The sequence below is a fragment of the Hypericibacter sp. genome, from assembly GCF_050729195.1.
Taxonomy (GTDB): domain Bacteria; phylum Pseudomonadota; class Alphaproteobacteria; order Dongiales; family Dongiaceae; genus Hypericibacter.
This window is the reverse complement of record NZ_JBOHKS010000165.1, coordinates 15,101-33,624: the sequence shown is the minus strand read 5'-3', so window position 1 is coordinate 33,624 and position 18,524 is coordinate 15,101. Positions and strand designations below refer to the sequence as shown.

Here is an 18,524-nt window from a genome sequence, read left to right as displayed (position 1 = left end):
GGGTGGCGCAGCGCGATCGCGTCGGTATAGCCGAGATTGAGCAGCTGCCGGTACCGCGCGCGCGACTCCGGGCGGCAGAGCGCATCGTCGCGCCAGCCCTCGGGGTCGTAAACATCGGCATCGGTTGGGCAGACATTGTAGTCGCCGCCCAGCACCAGCACTTCCTCATCCTTCAGCAGCGACTTGGCATGGGCGACCAGCCGCTCCATCCAGGCGAGCTTGTAGCTGAATTTGTCGGTGTTCGAGGGATTGCCATTGGGCAGATAGATCGAGGCCGCGCGCAAAACCTGGCGCTTGGATGACTTGCTCTCGCCTGGCACCTCGATCAGCGCCTCGATGTAGCGCGCGGGCTCATCATCCTTGGCGCCGGGGAGGGACCGCTGCTCGACCGTCATGGGGTGGCGGGAGAGGATCGCGACGCCGTTATAGGTCTTCTGGCCGACGGTCTCGACATTGTAGCCGAAGTCCTCGAACTCCAGCCGCGGGAAGCCGTCATCGAGGCATTTGATCTCCTGCAGCAACAGGACATCCGGCTTCTCGGACTTCGCCCAGGCCAGGGTCGAGGCCAGATGGGCCTTGATCGAATTGACGTTCCAGGTGGCGATGCGGGTCATGCGAAATCCCCGGTAAAACGATCGCCCGTTTTACCGTCTCATGCCGACAATGTCGAAGTGTCAGACCGAGAAGGAGCTGCCGCAGCCGCAGGAGGAGGAGGCGTTGGGGTTCTGGACCTTGAAATAGGCGCCGCCCAGATCCTCGACGAAATCGACCTCGGAGCCGGCCAGGAGATCGAGCGACGTGCCGTCGATCACCAGCTTCACGCCGTCACGCTCGAACACCTTGTCGTCGTCGAGCAGGTGGTCGTCGAGCGAGAAGCCATATTGGAAGCCGGCGCAGCCGCCGCCCGAGATCGAAAGGCGCAGCATGAGCTGTTCATTGCCCTCGCTGGAGCGCAGCTGGGCGACGCGCTTGGCGGCGCTGGGCGTGAGGTTCACAAGGCGGTCGGGGCTCGGCATATGGGTCATGGATCGGCGGCTCCTCAGGGCCCGGCCTCCGTTCGGCGGCCGGTCTCGTGCCCTGAATTTAGGGATGAACCGGGATTTGTCAAACGGCTGCACTAGGTTATTGGCCTCAGGCCCTTGGCATTTCAAGGAAAAAGGCGAAATCTGGGCAAGCCAGGATCGTTGCCAGGGGCGGGCCCGCGGGCTAGTGTCCCCGCGCCATGCCGGCCGAATCCAGCCCTTTGGCGCCGCGGCAGACCTTGCCCTATGCGCTCCAGCCCTATGCCACCCAGGCCGCGAACAGCCGTGGCCGGCTGCTGCCCGAGCCTGGGAGCCCGACCCGTTCGCCCTATCAGCGCGACCGCGACCGCATCATCCATTCGACCGCCTTCCGGCGGCTGAAGCACAAGACCCAGGTCTTCGTCTATCATGAGGGCGATTACTACCGGACGCGCCTGACCCACAGCATCGAGGTGGCGCAGATCGCGCGCAGCGTCAGCCGTTATCTGGGTCTGGACGAGGATCTGGCGGAGGCGGTGGCGCTCGCCCACGATCTCGGTCACACACCCTTCGGCCATGCCGGCGAAGAGGCGCTGGACGCGGCGATGGCGCCCTATGGCGGCTTCGACCACAACGCCCAGACCTTCCGCATCCTCACCCGGCTCGAGCGGCATTATGCCGAGTTCGACGGGCTCAACCTCACCTGGGAATGTCTCGAAGGCGTGGTCAAGCATAACGGGCCCTTGATCGGACCCGGCGCCAGCGCCAAGGCCAAGGCGCGCACGGTGCCGCAGACCATCGCGGAATATTCGGCGCAGATGCAGGACCTGGAGCTCGATGGCTGGCCCGGCCCGGAGGCCCAGGTCGCGGCGCTGGCCGACGATATCGCCTACAATACCCACGACATCGATGACGGCCTGCGCGCCGGGCTCTTCCCGGTCGAGGATCTGGCGGACCTGCCGCTGGTCGGTCCGGTCTTCGCGCAAGTGGCGGCGCGCTATGCGGGGATCGAGCATGGACGCCTGGTGCATGAATCGATCCGGCGCGTGATCGATCTCCTGGTCAGCGATCTGATCGTCGAGACCGAGCGTCGCCTGGCCGAGGCCAAGCCCCGATCGGTCGAGGAATTGCGTCGTCTGGGCCGCGCCATGGTCGCCTTCTCGCCTGCCATGAGCGAGCATGACCGGACGCTAAAGTCCTTTCTTTTCGAGCATATGTATCGCCATGATCGGGTCACCCGCATGACCGACCGGGCGCGCCACGTCGTGCTCGAGCTTTTCGAGTATTACTTCGGCGATCCGGGCCGCCTTCCGGCGGAATGGGCGGCCCAGTGCGACGGTGTGCGCCGAGACAAGGTGGCGCGCATCGTGGCGGATTACATCGCGGGCATGACCGACCGGTACGCCCTCCAGGAACATGAGCGTTTTTTCGGCAAGAGCAGCGAATAGATGAATCCGCATAAGTATGTCCGCGACGAGATTCTGAAGGCCCTGGACGGGCTCGTGGCCGAAGGACGGCTCACGGCCGGGCTGGACACCACGCGCGTGAATGTCGAACCGCCGCGCGAGGCGCAGCATGGCGATCTCGCGACCAATGCCGCCATGGTGCTGGCGAAGCCCGCGGGGCTGAAGCCGATCGATCTGGCGAAGGCCCTGGTGACGAAGATCGCGGCCCATCCGCAAGTGACCGAGGCCAGCGTCGCGGGGCCGGGCTTCATCAATCTCCGGCTCAAGGACGAGTTCTGGCAGGCGCGGCTTGCGGACATCCTCGAGGTCGGGACCGACTATGGCAGCTCGACGATGGGGGCGGGGGCTCCCGTCAATGTCGAATATGTCTCGGCCAATCCGACCGGGCCGCTCCATATCGCCCATGCGCGCGGCGCCGTGATCGGCGATGCGCTGGCCTCGCTGCTGGCCAAGGCCGGCCATAAGGTGACGCGCGAATATTACATCAACGATGCCGGCGCCCAGGTCGATGTGCTCGCGCGCTCGACCTATCTGCGCTATCGCGAGGCGCTGGGCGACGAGATCGGCATCATCCCCGAAGGGCTCTATCCGGGCGACTATCTCAAGGATGCCGGGGCGGCGCTCGCCAAGCGCGACGGCCGCAAATGGTTCGACAAGCCCGAGAGCGAGTGGCTGGCGCCGATCCGTGCCTTCGCCATCGACGCCATGATGGCGCTGGTCCGCGAGGACCTGAAGGCGCTCGGCATCGAGCAGGAGGTCTTCTCCTCGGAGCGCCGGCTGGTGGAGCTGGGCGCGGTGCAGAAGGCTTTCGACACGCTCAAATCGCGCGACCTCATCTATGTCGGCGTGCTGGAGCCGCCCAAGGGCAAGACGCCCGACGATTGGGAGCCGCGCCCCCAGACCCTGTTCCGCGCCACGCAGTTCGGCGACGATGTCGACCGTCCGCTGCAGAAGTCGGACGGCAGCTGGACCTATTTCGCCAACGACATCGCCTATCACTACGACAAGTTCATGCGCGGCTTCCCCACCATGATCGACATCTGGGGCGCCGATCATGGCGGCTATATCAAGCGCATGCAGGCGGCGGTGACGGCGATCACCGGCGGCAAGGGTGCCCTCGACGTCAAGATCTGCCAGCTCGTCAAGCTGATGCGCGGCGGCCAGCCGGTGAAGATGTCGAAGCGGGCCGGGACCTTCGTCACCTTGCGCGAGGTGGTGGATGAGGTCGGGCGCGATGTCGTGCGCTTCATCATGCTGACGCGCAAGAACGACATGCCGCTCGATTTCGACCTGGAGAAGGTGCTGGAGCAGTCGCGCGACAACCCGGTCTTCTATGTCCAATACGCCCATGCGCGGGCCAGCTCGGTGCTGCGCCATGCCGCCGAGGAGATGGGCGACATCGATTTGTCACCGGCGGCCCTGGCGCAGGCGCCGGCCGCGCGCTTGACCGACTCCGCCGAGCTGGGTTTGATCAAGCTGATGGCAAGCTGGCCGCGACTCGTGGAGAGCGCCGCCGAGGCCCATGAGCCGCATCGGGTCGCCTTCTACCTGTATGATCTGGCGGCTGCCTTCCACGGCCTTTGGAACAAGGGCAAGGACGAAGCCAGCTTGCGGTTCCTGATTGCGGGAGATCGGGACGTGACGGTGGCGCGACTGGCCATGGTGAAGGCGCTCACCGTCGTGATCGCTTCCGGGCTCGGGATATTCGGCGTGAAGCCGGTCGAGGAGATGCGCTGATGGCAAACGATCCGTCACAGGAAGTCGATCTGCAGGCTCAGATCTCGTCCGCCCTCGCACGGCGCAGCGGGCGCCAGGCGGGTCCCGGCGGCGATGCGCGGCTGGAGCCGACCCTGGGGCTGGGCGGCATGGGGCCCGGCTCGGAACGGGCCGCGCCGAAGCAGCAGAGCCTGCTCGACGACGAGCCGGTCGGCGAGATCCCCCCGGCGCCGATCCATTTTCAGCGCGACGGGGACGATCATCACCCGCCGCGCCCGAAGCCGCCGAAGGAAGATTCAGGCCTCAAGAAACACCGGAACTGGCTGATGTTCCTGCTGCCGGTGGTCGGCGTTCCGGTGGTGATCCTGATTTCGCTGTTCCTCTATCTCGCCATCGAGATGCAGGGCGAGGGGGTCCAGGATTCGGCGCCGCTCATCGCCGCTCCCGAAGGCCCCGACAAGATCAAGCCGACCAACGAAGGCGGCCTCGCGGTCGAAGGCATGGATTCGGCCGTGCTCAACCAGACCGCCAATAATCAGAGCCAGACCACGACCGAGCAGCTTTTGCCGCCGCCCGAGGAACCCTTGACGCCGCCTGCCGCGCCACAGACGGCGCCGATGGCCGCGACAGCGGGCGACGGAACAGCCGCGTCCGACGGAGCGGCGGCCTCCGCCGTGCCTTCGGTCGAGGTGCCGCTGACGCCGGCGCCGGCCACGGTGCCAACGACGAACCAAGTCACCACCAGCGCGGCGACGACGGCCACGACCGCGGCCAACAACGCGACCACGACCACCGCGCCCGCCGCGACGACGACCGCGGCCCCGGCAACCACCACCACGCCGGCCGCACCCGCCACCACCCAGACCGCGACGGCCGGCAATTACAAGGTGCAGCTGGTGGCGCTGAAGTCCGAGGACGCCGCCAAGTCCGCCTGGACGAACTTCCAGAAGAAATATCCCGATCTGCTGAACGCTCTCAGCCTGACCATCGACAAGATCGATCTCGGTGGAAACGGGATCTTCTATCGCGTCCAGGCCGGTCCCCTGGCCGATCGTGCGGCCGCGAACGATCTCTGCGGCAAGCTCGGGCAGCGCGGCCAGAGCTGCATCGTGGTCAAGCCATGAGATCGTTGGCCCTCCCGTCACGGACGCACGACGCCGCATGACCCTGTCACCGACGATCTTTGGATGCGCCGGCCCGCAGCTCGGCGCGGCAGAGCATGCCTTCTTCGCCCGGATCAATCCGCTGGGCTTCATCCTGTTCGCGCGCAATTGCGAGACGCCGGATCAGATCCGCAGGCTGGTCGCGGATCTGCGCGCCGCGGTCGGGCGCGACGAGGCGCCCGTCCTGATCGACCAGGAAGGCGGACGCGTGGCGCGGCTCAAGCCGCCGCAATGGCGGACGGCGCCTCCGGCGGATCGCTTCGGCACGATCGCCGATCGCAACCGCAGCGCCGGGCTCGAGGCGGCGCGGATCAACAGCCATCTGATCGGCCGGGATCTGGCGGCGCTCGGTATCGACGTCGATTGCGCGCCTGTGCTCGATCTGCGTCTGCCCGGGGCCCATGACATCATCGGCGACCGCGCCTTCGGCATGGCGCCCCAGCGCGTGGCCGAGCTGGGCCGGGCCGCCTGCGAGGGGCTTCTGGCCGCCGGCGTGCTGCCGGTCATCAAGCATATTCCCGGCCATGGCCGCGCCATGTCGGACAGCCATTTCGATCTGCCGGTGGTGAAGACGCCGCGGGCCGAGCTCGAGGCGACCGACTTCGAGGCGTTCCGGCTGCTGGCCGACATGCCCTGGGCGATGACGGCCCATCTGGTCTATGCGGCGATCGACCCCGACCGGCCGGCGACCTTGTCGCCCAAGGTCATCGCCGAGATCATCCGCGGCCATATCGGCTTCGACGGACTGCTGCTCTGCGACGATCTCTCGATGAAGGCGCTCAAGGGCGACCTCGGCGAACTGGCGAAGCAGGCTCTGGCCGCCGGCTGCGATGTCGTCCTCCACTGCAATGGACAGATGGAAGAGATGACCCGGATCGCGGATGCGGCCGGCAGGATGTCGGCGGAGGCGGAACGGCGTTTCCAGCGGGGCCGGGCGATGCAGCAGGCGGGGATCGTCACCGCCGCCGTCGACGAGGCGCGGTTCGATGCGCTGATGCGGGGTCTTGCGTGACCCTGAGCTCGCGGGAGCCGCGCTGATGGGCGGCTTCGACATCCAGGAATTGCTCTATCAGATCTCGATCTGGGCGATTCCGTTCCTGACGGCGATCACCTTTCACGAGGCGGCGCACGGCTTCGTCGCCAACCAGTTCGGCGACGACACCGCCAAACGCGCGGGCCGGCTCAGCGCCAACCCGCTGCGCCATGTGGACCCGTTCGGCACGATCGTGATGCCGGCCATGTTGCTGCTGGCAACCCATGGCGCCTTCGCCTTTGGCGCCGCCAAACCGGTGCCGGTGAATTTCAGCCGGCTGAAGCCAATCCGCCTGGGCATCATCGCGGTTGCCGCCGCGGGCCCCGCGACCAACATTCTGCTCGCCTTCATCTCGGCGTTGCTCTGGCATCTGCTGCCGCTTGTGCCGGACAGCGTCGCGAGTTGGGGCCAGGAGATGCTGCGCGCCTCGATCCTGCTCAATCTCTGGCTCGCGGTGTTCAACATGCTGCCGCTGCCGCCGCTCGATGGCGGCCGAGTCGCGGTGGCGCTGATGCCGCGGCCCATGGCCATGCGATTCTCGCGAATCGAGCGCTACGGGATTCTGATCATCCTGCTGCTGATCGTGATTTTACCCTATGTTGGCAGGCAGATCGGGGTCGATCTTGCGTTCGTTTCTCGCTTCATTTCCGTGATCGTCGAATGGCTCCTGAAACTCGTCGTCATGGCGGCGGGTTTGGATTAGAAGATCGCTCATGGCCGACCTTCATCCATCCTTCGAAGAAGACCGTCCCGAGCCCGGCAGCGACGCCGAATTCCGGCTCGATCTCGAGGGTTATGAAGGCCCGATCGACATGCTGCTCGCGCTCGCGCGCGATCAGAAGGTCGATCTGAAGAAGCTCTCGATCCTCGAGCTTGCCGATCAATATCTCGACTACATCCAGCGCGCGCGTCAGCTGCGCCTCGAGATCGCGGCCGACTATCTCGTCATGGCGGCCTGGCTCGCTTACCTGAAATCGCGTCTGCTGCTGCCCGAGCCGCCCGGCGATGCCGAGCCTTCCGGTGCCGAGATGGCGGCGGCGCTGGCCTTCCAGCTCCAGCGTCTGCAATCGATGCAGGATTCCGGTCAGAAGCTCATGAACCTGGCCCAGCTCGGGCGGGATTTCTTCGGCCGCGGCGCGCCCGAGCCGATCAAGATCCTCGAGACCTCGGTCTATGACACCAAGCTCTACGACCTGCTGCGCGCCTATGCCAACCATGTCCAGTCGAAGCAGACCGGCCATCTGCGCATCCTGCCCACCGACCTCTATTCGATGGACGATGTCCTGCGCCGCTTCAGCACCATGCTGGGCATGATGCTGCCGGACTGGCAGACGCTGCAGGCCTTCCTGCCCGACGATATCGGGCTCCATGCCAGCCCTATCCGCCGCCGCTCCGCCATGGCCGCGACCTTCGCCGCCACGCTCGAGCTGACCCGGTCGGGCCGCGTGGAACTCCGCCAGGATGGCGTCTTCGGGCCGATCTATTTGCGCGCGGCCACGCAACAGAGTGAAACAAGATGAGCGAAGATCGTTTCCAACTGATCCGTCTGCTCGAAGCGATGTTGTTCGCGGCCGCCGCGCCTTTGCCGGCGCCGGCCCTCGGCAAGCGTCTGCCCGAGGGGGCCAATGTCGACGAGTTGCTGCTCGAGCTGCAGGCCCTCTATGCCAATCGCGGCGTCAATCTGGTGCGCCATGCGGATCTCTGGTGCTTCCGCACCGCGTCCGACCTCGCCGACCGGCTGGCGATCGAGACCACGGTCACGCGCAAGCTGTCGCGCGCGGCGATCGAGACGCTGGCGATCGTGTCCTACCATCAGCCGGTGACGCGCGCCGAGATCGAGGAAATCCGCGGCGTGGCGCTGTCGCAGGGCACGCTCGATAAGCTTCTGGAAGTGGGCTGGATCAAGCCGAAGGGTCGCCGGCAGACGCCGGGCCGTCCGGTGACCTGGGTCACGACGGATGCCTTCCTCAGTCATTTCGGGCTCGAGAGCCTCGAGGCGCTGCCTGGCGTCGAGGAGCTCAAGGCCGCGGGCCTGCTCGACGCGCGTCCGGCCATCTCGACCCTGGGCGCCGGCGTCATGGCGGCGATGCAGGGCGGGGGCGGCGTCGACAGCGAGGATGACGAGGAGAATGACGGCGAGGAGGAGACGGCCAACGGGTCCGATCCCTTCGAGCCGCCCAGCGAGCGGGACGCCGGCGACGAGAACAACGAGGATGAAGCGTCGGACGAGGACGAAGACGCCAGCGATGACGACGATGAGGATGGCGGCGCCGATGACGACGACGGCGACGACGATGCCGACGGGGATGAGTCCGAGGACGAAGATGACGAGAACGCTTCGGACGCGGATGAGGACGAGGATCTGGACGACGAAGACGCCGGCGACAATGACGCCGGCGACGATGATGCCGATGAGGATGACGAGGATTCAGACGAGGAAGACGAGCACGGCACCGAACCGGGTCGCCAGCGTCGCACCGAGCCCGCCGCCTGACGCGGTCGTCCCAGCCCGGGAGCCTCAGGCGGCCGGATGGGGCATTCTTTCAATCCTGACAGAAGCGGACCTGTCGAAAGGCACCACCCGGGTGCGGGGCCGGGGCCTCCCGGCGGGCCTGAGCGACGGGTCGCCAGGGTCGTTTTCGGGCCCTTCCGGACCCCTGGTTTCGGTTCCCGCCGACCCCAAGTAAATCTTTGTATTCGTGCCGGAAACACCTACATCTGAAGGGCCGGCAAGGGCTGCGTTGCGGCGGGGGAGGCTTTCTGCGATAGTCCGCCCCCTGGACGCGGAGCACCACGTCAAAGGAGTTGGTGACATATGGGTAGCATTAGCATTTGGCATTGGCTGATCGTTCTCGCGGTCGTCCTGGTTCTGTTCGGGGGCGGCGGCAAGATTCCGAAGCTGATGCGCGACATGGGCCAGGGCATCACGGCCTTCAAGAAGGGCCTCAAGGAAGAGAAGAAGGAAGGCGATGTCGGTGGCCCGTCCATCGAAAACGCCGACGCTTCCGTGCCGAAAGACAAGGCCGCCAGCTAATTCCACCGGCTTCGCGCCTGGGCGCGACCGGAGAGGCTCATCATGTTCGATATCGGCTGGTCGGAAATGGCGATCATCGCCCTCGTGGCGTTGCTCGTCTTCGGACCCAAGGAACTCCCCAACGCGCTGCGGACCGGCGCGAAGTGGATGAAGACTGCGCGCAAGCTGGCGCGCGAGTTCCAGAGCGGTGTCGATCAGCTGGTTCGGGAAGCCGAGCTCGAGGAAGCCAAGAAGCTGGTGACCGACGTTCAGGTCGGGGGCATCGGCAAGGCAATCGAGAAGACCATCGATCCCGAGGGCGATGTCAAAGCCGCCTTCAATCCGGTGAATCTGGAAGCCGACACCGGCACGACCTCGGTGACCAAGCCGACGCCGACCATCGGAACCACCAGCTCGATCCCCGTTCCCGAAGAGCCCAAGACCGAGGTTGCGGCCTTGTCGGCGCCCGACGGGGCGACCGTGCCGATGCCGGCCGAGACCAGGCCGGCGCCTCAGGTCCTGTCGGCGCCCGATGCGGCGACCGTGCCGATGCCGCAGGCCCCGGCCGCCGACAAGGTCGAGCCGCCGCCGAGCGACAGCCTGCAGAAGACAGCCTGATCCATGGCCGATAAGACTCCCGACGAAGCCGCGGAAGCGAAGACGATGCCCTTGCTCGATCACCTGATCGAGCTGCGCCGCCGTCTGCTCTGGTCGGTGGTGTCGCTCTTCGCGGCCTTCATCCTCTGCTGGTTCTTCTCCAAGGATATCTTCAATTTCCTGGCGCAGCCGCTGGCCGACATCCTGCTGAAGGAAACCGGCCGGAAGTTCATCTATACGAACCTGACCGAGGCCTTCTTCACTCAGGTCAAATGCGCCTTCTTCGGCGCCGCCGTCATCTCGTTCCCGGTCTTCGCGATCCAGATCTGGAAGTTCGTGGCGCCCGGTCTCTACAAGAACGAGAAGGGTGCGTTCCTGCCCTTCCTGATCGCGACGCCCGTGCTCTTCACGGCCGGCGCCGCGGTGCTCTATTACGTGATGCTGCCGATGGCCTGGAAATTCTTTCTGGGCTTCCAGTCGGCCGGCGGCCCGGACGCGCTGCCGGTCCAGCTCGAGGCGCGGGTCGGCGACTATATCTCGTTGGTGATGAAGCTGATCTTCGCCTTCGGCCTCTGCTTCCAGCTGCCGGTGGTCCTGACCCTGCTGGTGCGCGCCGGCATCACCACGGCCGCCGGCCTCGCCGCCAAGCGCAAATATGCGATCGTCGGCGTCTTCATCGTGGCGGCCATCATTACGCCGCCCGATCCGGTCAGCCAGGTCAGCCTCGCCATTCCGCTGCTGCTGCTCTACGAGATCTCGGTCTTCGCGGCCAAGATCGTCGAGAAGCAGAAGCTGGCGCGCGAGGCGGCGCTGGAGAAGGAACTGGCCGATATCGGCACGGACGTCACCACCAGCTGAGCCGGTGCGTTTTCGGCGCTGACCTGCAGCCCGGAGCCCTTCCTTGCGGATTCTTGTCGCTAATCCCGCCAGGGCTTATACAGGCGATCAAGGGGTGCCGTTGGCACTCCCCCCGAGTCGACCTGGCGAGCCCGATTAGAGATGCATGATATTCGAACGATCCGCGACGATGCGGCGGCCTTCGACCGCGCGCTGGCGCGCCGCGGTCTGCCGGCACGGTCGGCTGAATTGCTCGCGCTCGATGCCGAGCGCCGCGCCTCCCAGCAACGGTTGAACGACCTCCAGGCGAAGCGCAACGAGCTCTCGGGCCAAGTGGGCCGCGCCAAATCCAAGGGCGAGGATGCGAGTGCCCTGATGGCCGAGGTGGCGCGTCTCAAGGACGAGATGACGGCGCTCGAAACCAGGGCGGCCGAGGCCGGTGCCGCGCTCGACCGGGTGCTGGCCGAAATCCCGAACCTGCCGGCCGCCGAGGTTCCCGAGGGCCGGGACGAGCATGGCAACAAGGAAGCGCGGCGCTGGGGCGACCAGCGCAATTTTTCCTTCGCGCCCAAGCAGCATTTCGAGATCGGCGAGGCCCTCGGGCTGATGGACTTCGAAACCGCGGCCAAGATCGCCGGCGCGCGCTTCGTCCTGCTGCGGGGCCCGCTCGCCCGCCTCGAGCGTGCGCTCGCGAGCTTCATGCTGGACCTGCACACCGGCCAATTCGGCTATACCGAGATGGTGCCGCCCTATCTGGTGCGCGACGAAGCCGCTTATGGCACGGGCCAGCTGCCGAAATTCGCCGAGGATCTGTTCCGCACCACCGATGGCCGCTGGCTGATCCCGACCGCGGAAGTGCCGCTGACCAACATCGCCGCCGATGCGATCCTGGAGGAGGCGGCGCTGCCCCTGCGCTTCACCGCCTATTCGCCTTGTTTTCGCTCCGAGGCCGGGGCGGCCGGCAAGGACACGCGCGGCATGATCCGCCAGCATCAGTTCTCCAAGGTCGAGCTGGTGTCGATCGCGCACCCCGATCATTCCGACGCCGAGCATGAACGCATGACCTCTTGCGCCGAAGAGGTGCTGAAGCGCCTCGGCCTGCCTTACCGCGTGATGCTGCTCTGCTCCGGCGACATGGGCTTTTCCGCGCGCAAGACCTACGACATCGAGGTCTGGCTGCCGGGGCAGGGGGCCTATCGCGAGATCTCGAGCTGCTCGAACTGCGGCGACTTCCAGGCCCGCCGGATGAAGGGACGCTTCCGTCCCACCGGCGACAAAAAAGGGACGCGCTTCGTCCATACGCTCAATGGTTCCGGCCTCGCCATCGGCCGTACCATGGTTGCCATCATCGAGAACTATCAAGAGCAGGACGGCTCGGTGCGTATCCCCGAGGCGCTGCGGCCCTATATGAACGGTGCGGAGACCATCGCGCGCAATGGCTAAATCCAGTTCCAAGCCGGCAGCGAAGTCCCGGACCCGCACGGGGATCGATCTTTCCAGGGCCCGCATCCTCGTCACCAACGATGACGGCATCAATGCGCCGGGCCTGACCGTCATGCTCAAAGTCGCCAGCTCGCTCTCGGACGATGTCTGGGTGGTGGCGCCCGAGATCGAGCAGAGTGGCGCCGGTCACTCCCTGACGCTGCGCCGGCCGCTGCAGGTCCGGAAGATCTCCGAGCGCCGCTTCGCCGTCGACGGCACGCCCACGGACTGCGTGTTGCTGGCCGTCAACCGCCTGATCGACGGCAAGAAGCCCGATCTCGTGCTCTCCGGCGTCAATCGCGGCGCCAATTTGGGCGAAGACGTGACCTATTCCGGCACCATCGCCGCGGCGATGGAGGCGACGCTGCTGGATATACCGGCGATCGCCTTCAGCCAGCTCCGGCTTGGCCAGAATGTGCCCTGGAATGTCGCCGAGACCCATGCGGCCGAGGTGGTCAAGCGGCTGACGAAGTTCGATTGGCCCAAGGGCGTGCTGATGAACGTCAATTTCCCGACGGTGCCGGCGGCCGAGGTGACGGGCATCGAACCGGCGAAGCAGGGGCGGCGCATCTCGGCGATCGAGGTGGTGCCGATCACCGACCCGGGCGGCCGGCCCTATCTCTGGATCGGCGATTTCACCAATGACGATTCCGTCGGCAAGGGCACCGACCTCGAGGTGACGAGTCGCGGCGCCATCGCGGTAACGCCGCTGCATCTGGATCTGACGCATATGACGACGATGAAGCAGTTGAAAGAGCTCTTGGACTGATGCCGCAGCCGGGCCGCTTGGGGAAGCGCCTCGCCCGGCTGTTATGATGCAGGCCCGCCTCGGACAGGGCGGGAGGGGGATTGGGATGCGAGGCGGCATATGAAGGAAGCGGGTGGTCTCGCCACGCGCAAGATCAGGCTCATCATGGGCCTGCGTCGCGCCGGCATCACCGATACGCGCGTGCTGGGGGCGCTCGAGCGGATTCCGCGCGAGGCCTTCGTGCCGAAGCCGTTCGTCGACCAGGCCTATGAGGACCGCACCCTGCCGATCGGCGAAGGCCAGACCATCAGCCAGCCGCAGGTGGTGGCGCTGATGACCCAGGCGCTCGAGATCAAATCCAGCCACAAGGTGCTCGAGATCGGGACCGGCTCGGGCTATCAGGCCGCGGTCCTGTCGCGCCTCGCCCGGCGCGTCTACAGCATCGAGCGCCACAAGCTGCTCCTGGTCGAGGCCGAGCAGCGTTTCAAGGATCTGCGCCTGACCAACATCCATTGCCGCTATGGCGATGGCAGCCTGGGCTGGCCGGAGCAGACCGACTTCGACCGCATCATGGTGACCGCGGCCGCCGCGACCTTGCCCGAGGCGCTGCTGAGGCAGCTCAAGGACGGTGGCATTCTGGTGGCACCGATCGGATCGGAGCGCGGCGACCAGCTCCTCATGCGTTATCGCCGCCATGGCGACGAATGGAGCGAAGAGACGCTGGGCGAGGTCCGTTTCGTGCCGCTGCTGCCGGGCGCGGTGGAGGCGCCGACGGGCCGCGGCGGTGCGGCATCTGCGACCGACGGGAGTGCCAGCGCTGGACCGCGGCGCCGGACTCTGGCATGAGAAGGGCCGCGGCATTTGCCGCGACTCGGCCATAATCGGGCCCCATGATCCCGCCCCCATTGCCGAAGATCCGATCGGATCGACCGGGATTTGTGGGCGTCCGCAAGGATCCATGCCAACAAAGTTCGACCACCGATTGTTGAAGGGTCTGGCATTGAGCGCCGCATTCGCGGCGGCGATGATGCTGGCCGCTTGCAATCAGTCGGGACGTCCCGAGGGCACGACGGGCGACGTGGCGGCTGCCGCGGCGCCGACGGCCGGCGCCATGGACAGCGCCGGCAATTACACCGCGGTCAATGGCGACACCGTCTATGGCGTGGCCAACCGCTTCAAGATCCCCGTCCGCTCGCTGATCGACGAGAACAAGCTGAAGCCGCCCTACCGGCTGGTAACGGGCCAGAAGCTGCGGGTCCCGCAGCAGGACGTCTATATCGCCAAGGCCGGCGACAGCGTCTATTCGATCGCCGATCAGTTTCATGTCGATCAAAGCCAGCTGATCCGCTTCAACCAGCTGCAGCCGCCCTACACCATCACCGCGGGCCAGAAGATCCTGTTGCCCGCGCAGGTCCAGCAGCCCTCCGACATGCCGGTGGCGCTGGCCGCGCCGTCTTCCGCGGTCACGTCGGAGCCGCTCGACGCACCTTCCAGCTCCGGCGGCGTCACCGCCCAGCCGCTTTCGAGCTCGACGTCACAGGCCGTGCCGCAATCGACCAGCTCGAGCACGACGGTGGCGCCCTCGACGTCATCCTCGGCAACGGCAACGCAGCCCGCACCGATGCCGACGGCGACGCCGTCGGTGAAGCCGCTGACGGCACCCTCGGCCAGCAGCAGCACCAATCAGCCGGCCGCCGTCGCCAATATCCCGCAGCCCACCGGGCGCGCCGGTGGTTTCTTCCAATGGCCGGTGAACGGCAAGATCATCTCGGGCTTCGGCGCCACCTCGGGCGGCCTGCATAATGACGGCATCAACATCGCGGCACCGCGCGGCACGCCGGTTCATGCGGCCGAGAACGGCGTCGTGGTCTATGCCGGCAACCAGCTTCGGGGATTCGGCAATCTGATCCTGATCCGCCATGCCGATGGCTGGGTCACGGCCTACGCCCATAACGACACGCTGCTGGTCAAGAAGGGCCAGCAGGTGAAGCGCGGCGACGTCATCGCTCGCGTCGGCAGCACCGGCAACGTCTCGCAGCCGCAGCTCCATTTCGAGCTGCGCAAGGGCACCGAAGCCGTCGACCCCAAAGTGATGCTCGGCGCCTACGGGGCGTGAGCATTGGCAGGTGGCATCGCGGTCTTCTTTCCTCTCCGCCCGCGTAGCGGGGGGAGAGGGTAGGGTGAGGTGGGTCTTTTCTTTCGACACACCCTCACCCAGCTCCGAGTAAGTCTCCGCTTCGCTCCGACTAACTCTTCGCAACCCTCTCCCTCACTTCGTGAGGGCGAGGAAAGAAGAGGCTCGGCGCGTGTTCGCGCTAATCCAGATTCTGCCCCAGCCGGCCCGCGAGATCCTGGATGAATTGCCACGCCACGCGGCCGGAGCGGGCGCCGCGGGTCATGGACCATTCGATGGCCTGGCGGTGCAGATCGTCGCTGTCGATCTTCAGGCCGTAATGGCGGGCATAGCCGTCGACGATCGCGAAATAGGTGTCCTGGTTGTAGTTGTGGAAGCCGAGCCAGAGACCGAAGCGGTCCGACAGCGAGACCTTCTCCTCGACGGCCTCGGCCGGATTGATCGCGGTCGAGCGCTCGTTCTCGATCATCTCGCGCGGCATCAGATGCCTGCGGTTCGAGGTGGCGTAGAAGATCACATTCTCCGGCCGCCCCTCGATCCCGCCCTCGAGCACGGCCTTGAGCGATTTGTAGCTGGTATCCGACTGGTCGAAGGAGAGGTCGTCGCAGTAGAGGAGGAACTGCCGCGAATGATCGCGGAGCTTCGCCAAAAGGGCGGGCAGGGAATTCAGATCCTCGCGATGAATCTCAACCAGCGCCAGCCGGCCCTTCGTCTCCTGATTGACGGTGGCATGGACCGCCTTGACCAGCGAGCTCTTGCCGGTGCCGCGCGCGCCCCAAAGGAGCGCGTTGTTGGCGGGCAGCCCCTGCGCGAAGCGCCTGGTGTTGGCGAGCAGGATATCGCGCACATGCTCCACCCCCTGCAGCAGCGCGATCTCCACCCGATTGACATGGGCCACCGCTTCGAGGCGGGCGCCTTGCGCATGCCAGAGATAGGCGTCGGCGGCGTCGAGCGCGGCCGAGGCCGGGGCCGGCGGCGACAGCCGTTCGAGCGCTTCGGCGATGCGGGCGAGGAGCGGCAACAGTTCGGCGTCAGTCATGATGCGGTCGATCGATCCGGTTTGGAGGAGGGGCGAGGGGCGACCCGGGGCCGCCCTGGCGTCACGCTTCAGGGGTAAAAATCCCGCGGGATTTCCATCGGCCAGGACAGTAGCAGGGCGGTTTCGCCCTGTCATGGCTCGACACCGGCGGCCAAGGCCTTGCAACTGCCAGGAAATTTCCCATCTGACCTCGATTGCAATTCGCGCTTGAGCCGTTATAGTCCGCCGGCTGGCGCCCTGCCCAACCCTTCGAGGAGACGTGCCGATGTTCATTTCCCAAGCTTTTGCTCAGGCTGCCGATGCGGCGCCGGCCGGCATCGCTGGTCTTGGCGGGATCGCGCAGTTCGCGCCGCTGGTCCTCATCTTCGTGGTCTTCTATTTCCTGCTGATTCGTCCGCAGCAGAAGAAGGCGAAGGCCCACCGCGAGATGGTGACCCAGCTTAAGCGCGGCGACCGGGTCGTGACCTCCGGCGGCATCGTCGGTACCGTCAGCAAAGTCGTGAGCGACACCGAGGTCCAGGTCGAGATCGCCGAGAATGTGCGGGTCCGCGTGATCCGCTCCTCGATCTCCGACATCGTGGCCAAGACCGAACCGGCCTCCAACGGCAACGCCAAGGAAGAGACGGCGAAAGGCGAATGATCGATCGGCACCGTCGCCGGCGGGACTGATCTCCGCCGGCCCGCGCCGTTCTCATCATTCCCAGCCGAACCGGCTTCATGCTGCATTTCCGCCCCTGGAAAATCTCCATCATCGTCCTGACGCTCCTCGTGGGCGTCATCGCGGCGCTGCCCAATATGTTCTCGCGCGAGCAGCTCGACGCGATGCCGAACTGGCTGCCCAAGCAACAGATCACGCTCGGCCTCGATCTCCAGGGGGGCTCGCACCTTCTGCTTGAAGTCGACGTCAAGGCCGTGATCGACGAGTTTCTGAACGGCGTCGTCGATTCCGTCCGCGGCGCGTTCCGCAAGGCGAACATCGGCTATTCCGATCTGGGGGTGAAGGGGAACGCGGTCACGCTGAAGCTGCGCGACACGACGCAGCTCGACGCCGCGCGCAAGCTTCTCAAGGATTCAGCACCCGGCCTCGACGTCTCGGTTTCGGACGATGGCAGTGCCAGCCTGACCCTGAACGACCAGGCGATCCTCGAGCGCCAGCGCAACGCGGTGGCCCAGTCGATCGAGATCATCCGCCGGCGTATCGACGAAACCGGCACCCGCGAGCCGACCATCCAGCGCCAGGGCACCGACCGCATCCTGGTCCAGCTGCCGGGCGTCAAGGATCCCGAACATATCAAGGCGCTGATCGGCAAGACCGCCAAGATGACCTTCCGCTTCGTCGACGCCACCGTGTCGGTCGACCAGGCGAAGGCCGGCAATCTGCCGCCGACCTCGGAAGTGCTGCCCAGCGCCCAGAATGGCGGCGACGGCCAGCCCATGGCCTACTACGTCGTGCAGAAGCGCGTCATGGTCAGCGGCGAGAATCTGATCGACGCCCAGGCGACTTTCCAGGACGCGCAGCCGGTCGTGAGCTTCCGCTTCGACTCCCTCGGCGCCAAGCGCTTCGGCGATGCGACGCGCGAGAATGTCGGCAAGCTCTTCGCCATCGTCCTCGACGGCAAGGTGATCAGCGCGCCGGTGATCCGCGACGCCATCATGTCGGGCAGCGGCGTCATCAGCGGCAGCTTCACCACCCAGTCCGCCAACGATCTGGCGCTGCTGCTGCGGGCCGGCGCCTTGCCAGCGCCCTTGACCGTCATCGAGGAGCGCACGGTCGGCGCGGATCTCGGCGCCGATTCGATCGCGGCCGGCAAGTTCGCCTGCATGATCGGCCTGGTGCTGATCGTGATCGCGATGATGGTGCTTTACGGGTTGTTCGGTTTCTTCGCCAACATCGCGCTGATACTGAACGCGATCCTGCTGTTGGGTGCGCTCTCGCTCCTGGGCGCGACGCTGACCTTGCCCGGCATCGCGGGCATCGCGCTGACGCTCGGCATGGCGATCGACGCCAACGTGCTGATCTTCGAGCGTATCCGCGAGGAGGTGCGCAACGGGCGCAGCCCGATCGCCTCGCTCGATCACGGCTTCAACGAGGCGCGGCGCACCATCATCGACGCCAACGTCACCCATCTGATCTCGTCGCTGATCCTGTTCATGCTGGGCTCCGGGCCCGTGAAGGGCTTCGCCGTCACGCTCTCGATCGGCGTGCTCACTTCCATGTTCACCTCGGTCATGGTGACCCGGCTGATCGTCGTGCTGTGGTACAGCCGGACGCGGCCGGCGGCGCTGCCGGTATAA

Annotated in this window: 18 protein-coding genes and 1 pseudogene; 16 read left to right on the top strand and 3 right to left on the bottom strand. The window is 66.1% G+C overall.

All coding sequences use genetic code 11. The features are described from left to right. Nucleotides 1-614, bottom strand: a 614-nt coding sequence (locus tag ACREE8_RS12880) for an exodeoxyribonuclease III (protein WP_431573406.1), incomplete at its 3' end; no start/stop codon positions are given. A gap of 60 nt (nucleotides 615-674) precedes the next feature. Next, entirely contained in the window at nucleotides 675-1,016 is a 342-nt protein-coding gene (gene erpA, locus ACREE8_RS12875; protein WP_431573407.1) for an iron-sulfur cluster insertion protein ErpA, read from the bottom strand. A 206-nt stretch (nucleotides 1,017-1,222) separates the two neighbouring features. Between erpA and ACREE8_RS12870 the strand changes: the two genes are divergently transcribed. The 14 genes and pseudogenes from ACREE8_RS12870 to ACREE8_RS12805 all read left to right on the top strand — a co-directional run bounded on the left by ACREE8_RS12870 (nucleotide 1,223) and on the right by ACREE8_RS12805 (nucleotide 15,172). Continuing rightward, nucleotides 1,223-2,449 (top strand): deoxyguanosinetriphosphate triphosphohydrolase, encoded by a 1,227-nt coding sequence (locus ACREE8_RS12870; RefSeq protein ID WP_431573405.1) that lies wholly within the window; start codon nucleotides 1,223-1,225, stop codon nucleotides 2,447-2,449. Beyond that, nucleotides 2,450-4,204 (top strand): arginine--tRNA ligase, encoded by a 1,755-nt coding sequence (argS, locus tag ACREE8_RS12865; protein WP_431573404.1) that lies wholly within the window; start codon nucleotides 2,450-2,452, stop codon nucleotides 4,202-4,204. Next, the gene (locus tag ACREE8_RS12860; RefSeq protein ID WP_431573403.1) at nucleotides 4,204-5,307 is read left to right on the top strand and encodes an SPOR domain-containing protein; all 1,104 of its coding nucleotides are present in this window, start codon (nucleotides 4,204-4,206) and stop codon (nucleotides 5,305-5,307) included. The genes argS and ACREE8_RS12860 overlap by 1 nt, the downstream gene beginning before the upstream one ends. 37 nt (nucleotides 5,308-5,344) lie before the next feature. Beyond that, entirely contained in the window at nucleotides 5,345-6,358 is a 1,014-nt protein-coding gene (gene nagZ / locus ACREE8_RS12855) for a beta-N-acetylhexosaminidase (protein ID WP_431573402.1), read from the top strand. Beyond that, nucleotides 6,351-7,082, top strand: coding sequence for a site-2 protease family protein (locus ACREE8_RS12850; protein WP_431573401.1), 732 nt, complete (start codon nucleotides 6,351-6,353; stop codon nucleotides 7,080-7,082). The genes nagZ and ACREE8_RS12850 overlap by 8 nt, the downstream gene beginning before the upstream one ends. A 10-nt stretch (nucleotides 7,083-7,092) precedes the next feature. Further along, nucleotides 7,093-7,899, top strand: a complete 807-nt coding sequence (locus ACREE8_RS12845; protein ID WP_431573400.1) for a segregation and condensation protein A — start codon at nucleotides 7,093-7,095, stop codon at nucleotides 7,897-7,899. Next, nucleotides 7,896-8,447, top strand: a pseudogene (gene scpB / locus ACREE8_RS12840) (SMC-Scp complex subunit ScpB); the annotation flags it as partial. The gene ACREE8_RS12845 and the pseudogene scpB, both read left to right, overlap by 4 nt. Nucleotides 8,448-9,194: 747 nt before the next feature. Beyond that, nucleotides 9,195-9,413, top strand: a complete 219-nt coding sequence (gene tatA / locus ACREE8_RS12835) for a twin-arginine translocase TatA/TatE family subunit (protein WP_431573399.1) — start codon at nucleotides 9,195-9,197, stop codon at nucleotides 9,411-9,413. 42 nt (nucleotides 9,414-9,455) lie between these two features. Continuing rightward, entirely contained in the window at nucleotides 9,456-10,010 is a 555-nt protein-coding gene (tatB, locus tag ACREE8_RS12830) for a Sec-independent protein translocase protein TatB (protein ID WP_431573398.1), read from the top strand. 3 nt (nucleotides 10,011-10,013) lie between these two features. Beyond that, a complete protein-coding gene (tatC, locus tag ACREE8_RS12825) occupies nucleotides 10,014-10,847 on the top strand; it encodes a twin-arginine translocase subunit TatC (RefSeq protein ID WP_431573397.1) in 834 nt (277 codons plus the stop codon). 141 nt (nucleotides 10,848-10,988) lie between these two features. Then, a complete protein-coding gene (gene serS / locus ACREE8_RS12820) occupies nucleotides 10,989-12,269 on the top strand; it encodes a serine--tRNA ligase (RefSeq protein WP_431573396.1) in 1,281 nt (426 codons plus the stop codon). Beyond that, on the top strand, nucleotides 12,262-13,077 hold the full coding sequence (gene surE / locus ACREE8_RS12815; protein WP_431573395.1) for a 5'/3'-nucleotidase SurE: 816 nt from the start codon (nucleotides 12,262-12,264) through the stop codon (nucleotides 13,075-13,077). The genes serS and surE overlap by 8 nt, the downstream gene beginning before the upstream one ends. Before the next feature lie 99 nt (nucleotides 13,078-13,176). Next, nucleotides 13,177-13,902, top strand: coding sequence for a protein-L-isoaspartate(D-aspartate) O-methyltransferase (locus tag ACREE8_RS12810; RefSeq protein WP_431573394.1), 726 nt, complete (start codon nucleotides 13,177-13,179; stop codon nucleotides 13,900-13,902). A gap of 154 nt (nucleotides 13,903-14,056) precedes the next feature. After that, complete coding sequence (locus tag ACREE8_RS12805) at nucleotides 14,057-15,172, top strand: peptidoglycan DD-metalloendopeptidase family protein (RefSeq protein ID WP_431573393.1); 1,116 nt, start codon at nucleotides 14,057-14,059, stop codon at nucleotides 15,170-15,172. 199 nt (nucleotides 15,173-15,371) lie between these two features. On the opposite strand, the gene ACREE8_RS12800 is transcribed toward ACREE8_RS12805, so the two are convergent. Continuing rightward, the gene (locus tag ACREE8_RS12800; protein ID WP_431573392.1) at nucleotides 15,372-16,229 is read right to left on the bottom strand and encodes an ATP-binding protein; all 858 of its coding nucleotides are present in this window, start codon (nucleotides 16,227-16,229) and stop codon (nucleotides 15,372-15,374) included. Nucleotides 16,230-16,494: 265 nt separating this feature from the next. On the opposite strand from ACREE8_RS12800, the gene yajC reads away from it, so the two are divergent. Continuing rightward, complete coding sequence (gene yajC, locus ACREE8_RS12795) at nucleotides 16,495-16,869, top strand: preprotein translocase subunit YajC (protein WP_151177649.1); 375 nt, start codon at nucleotides 16,495-16,497, stop codon at nucleotides 16,867-16,869. Between the two features lie 77 nt (nucleotides 16,870-16,946). Continuing rightward, the gene (gene secD, locus ACREE8_RS12790) at nucleotides 16,947-18,524 is read left to right on the top strand and encodes a protein translocase subunit SecD (RefSeq protein ID WP_431573391.1); all 1,578 of its coding nucleotides are present in this window, start codon (nucleotides 16,947-16,949) and stop codon (nucleotides 18,522-18,524) included.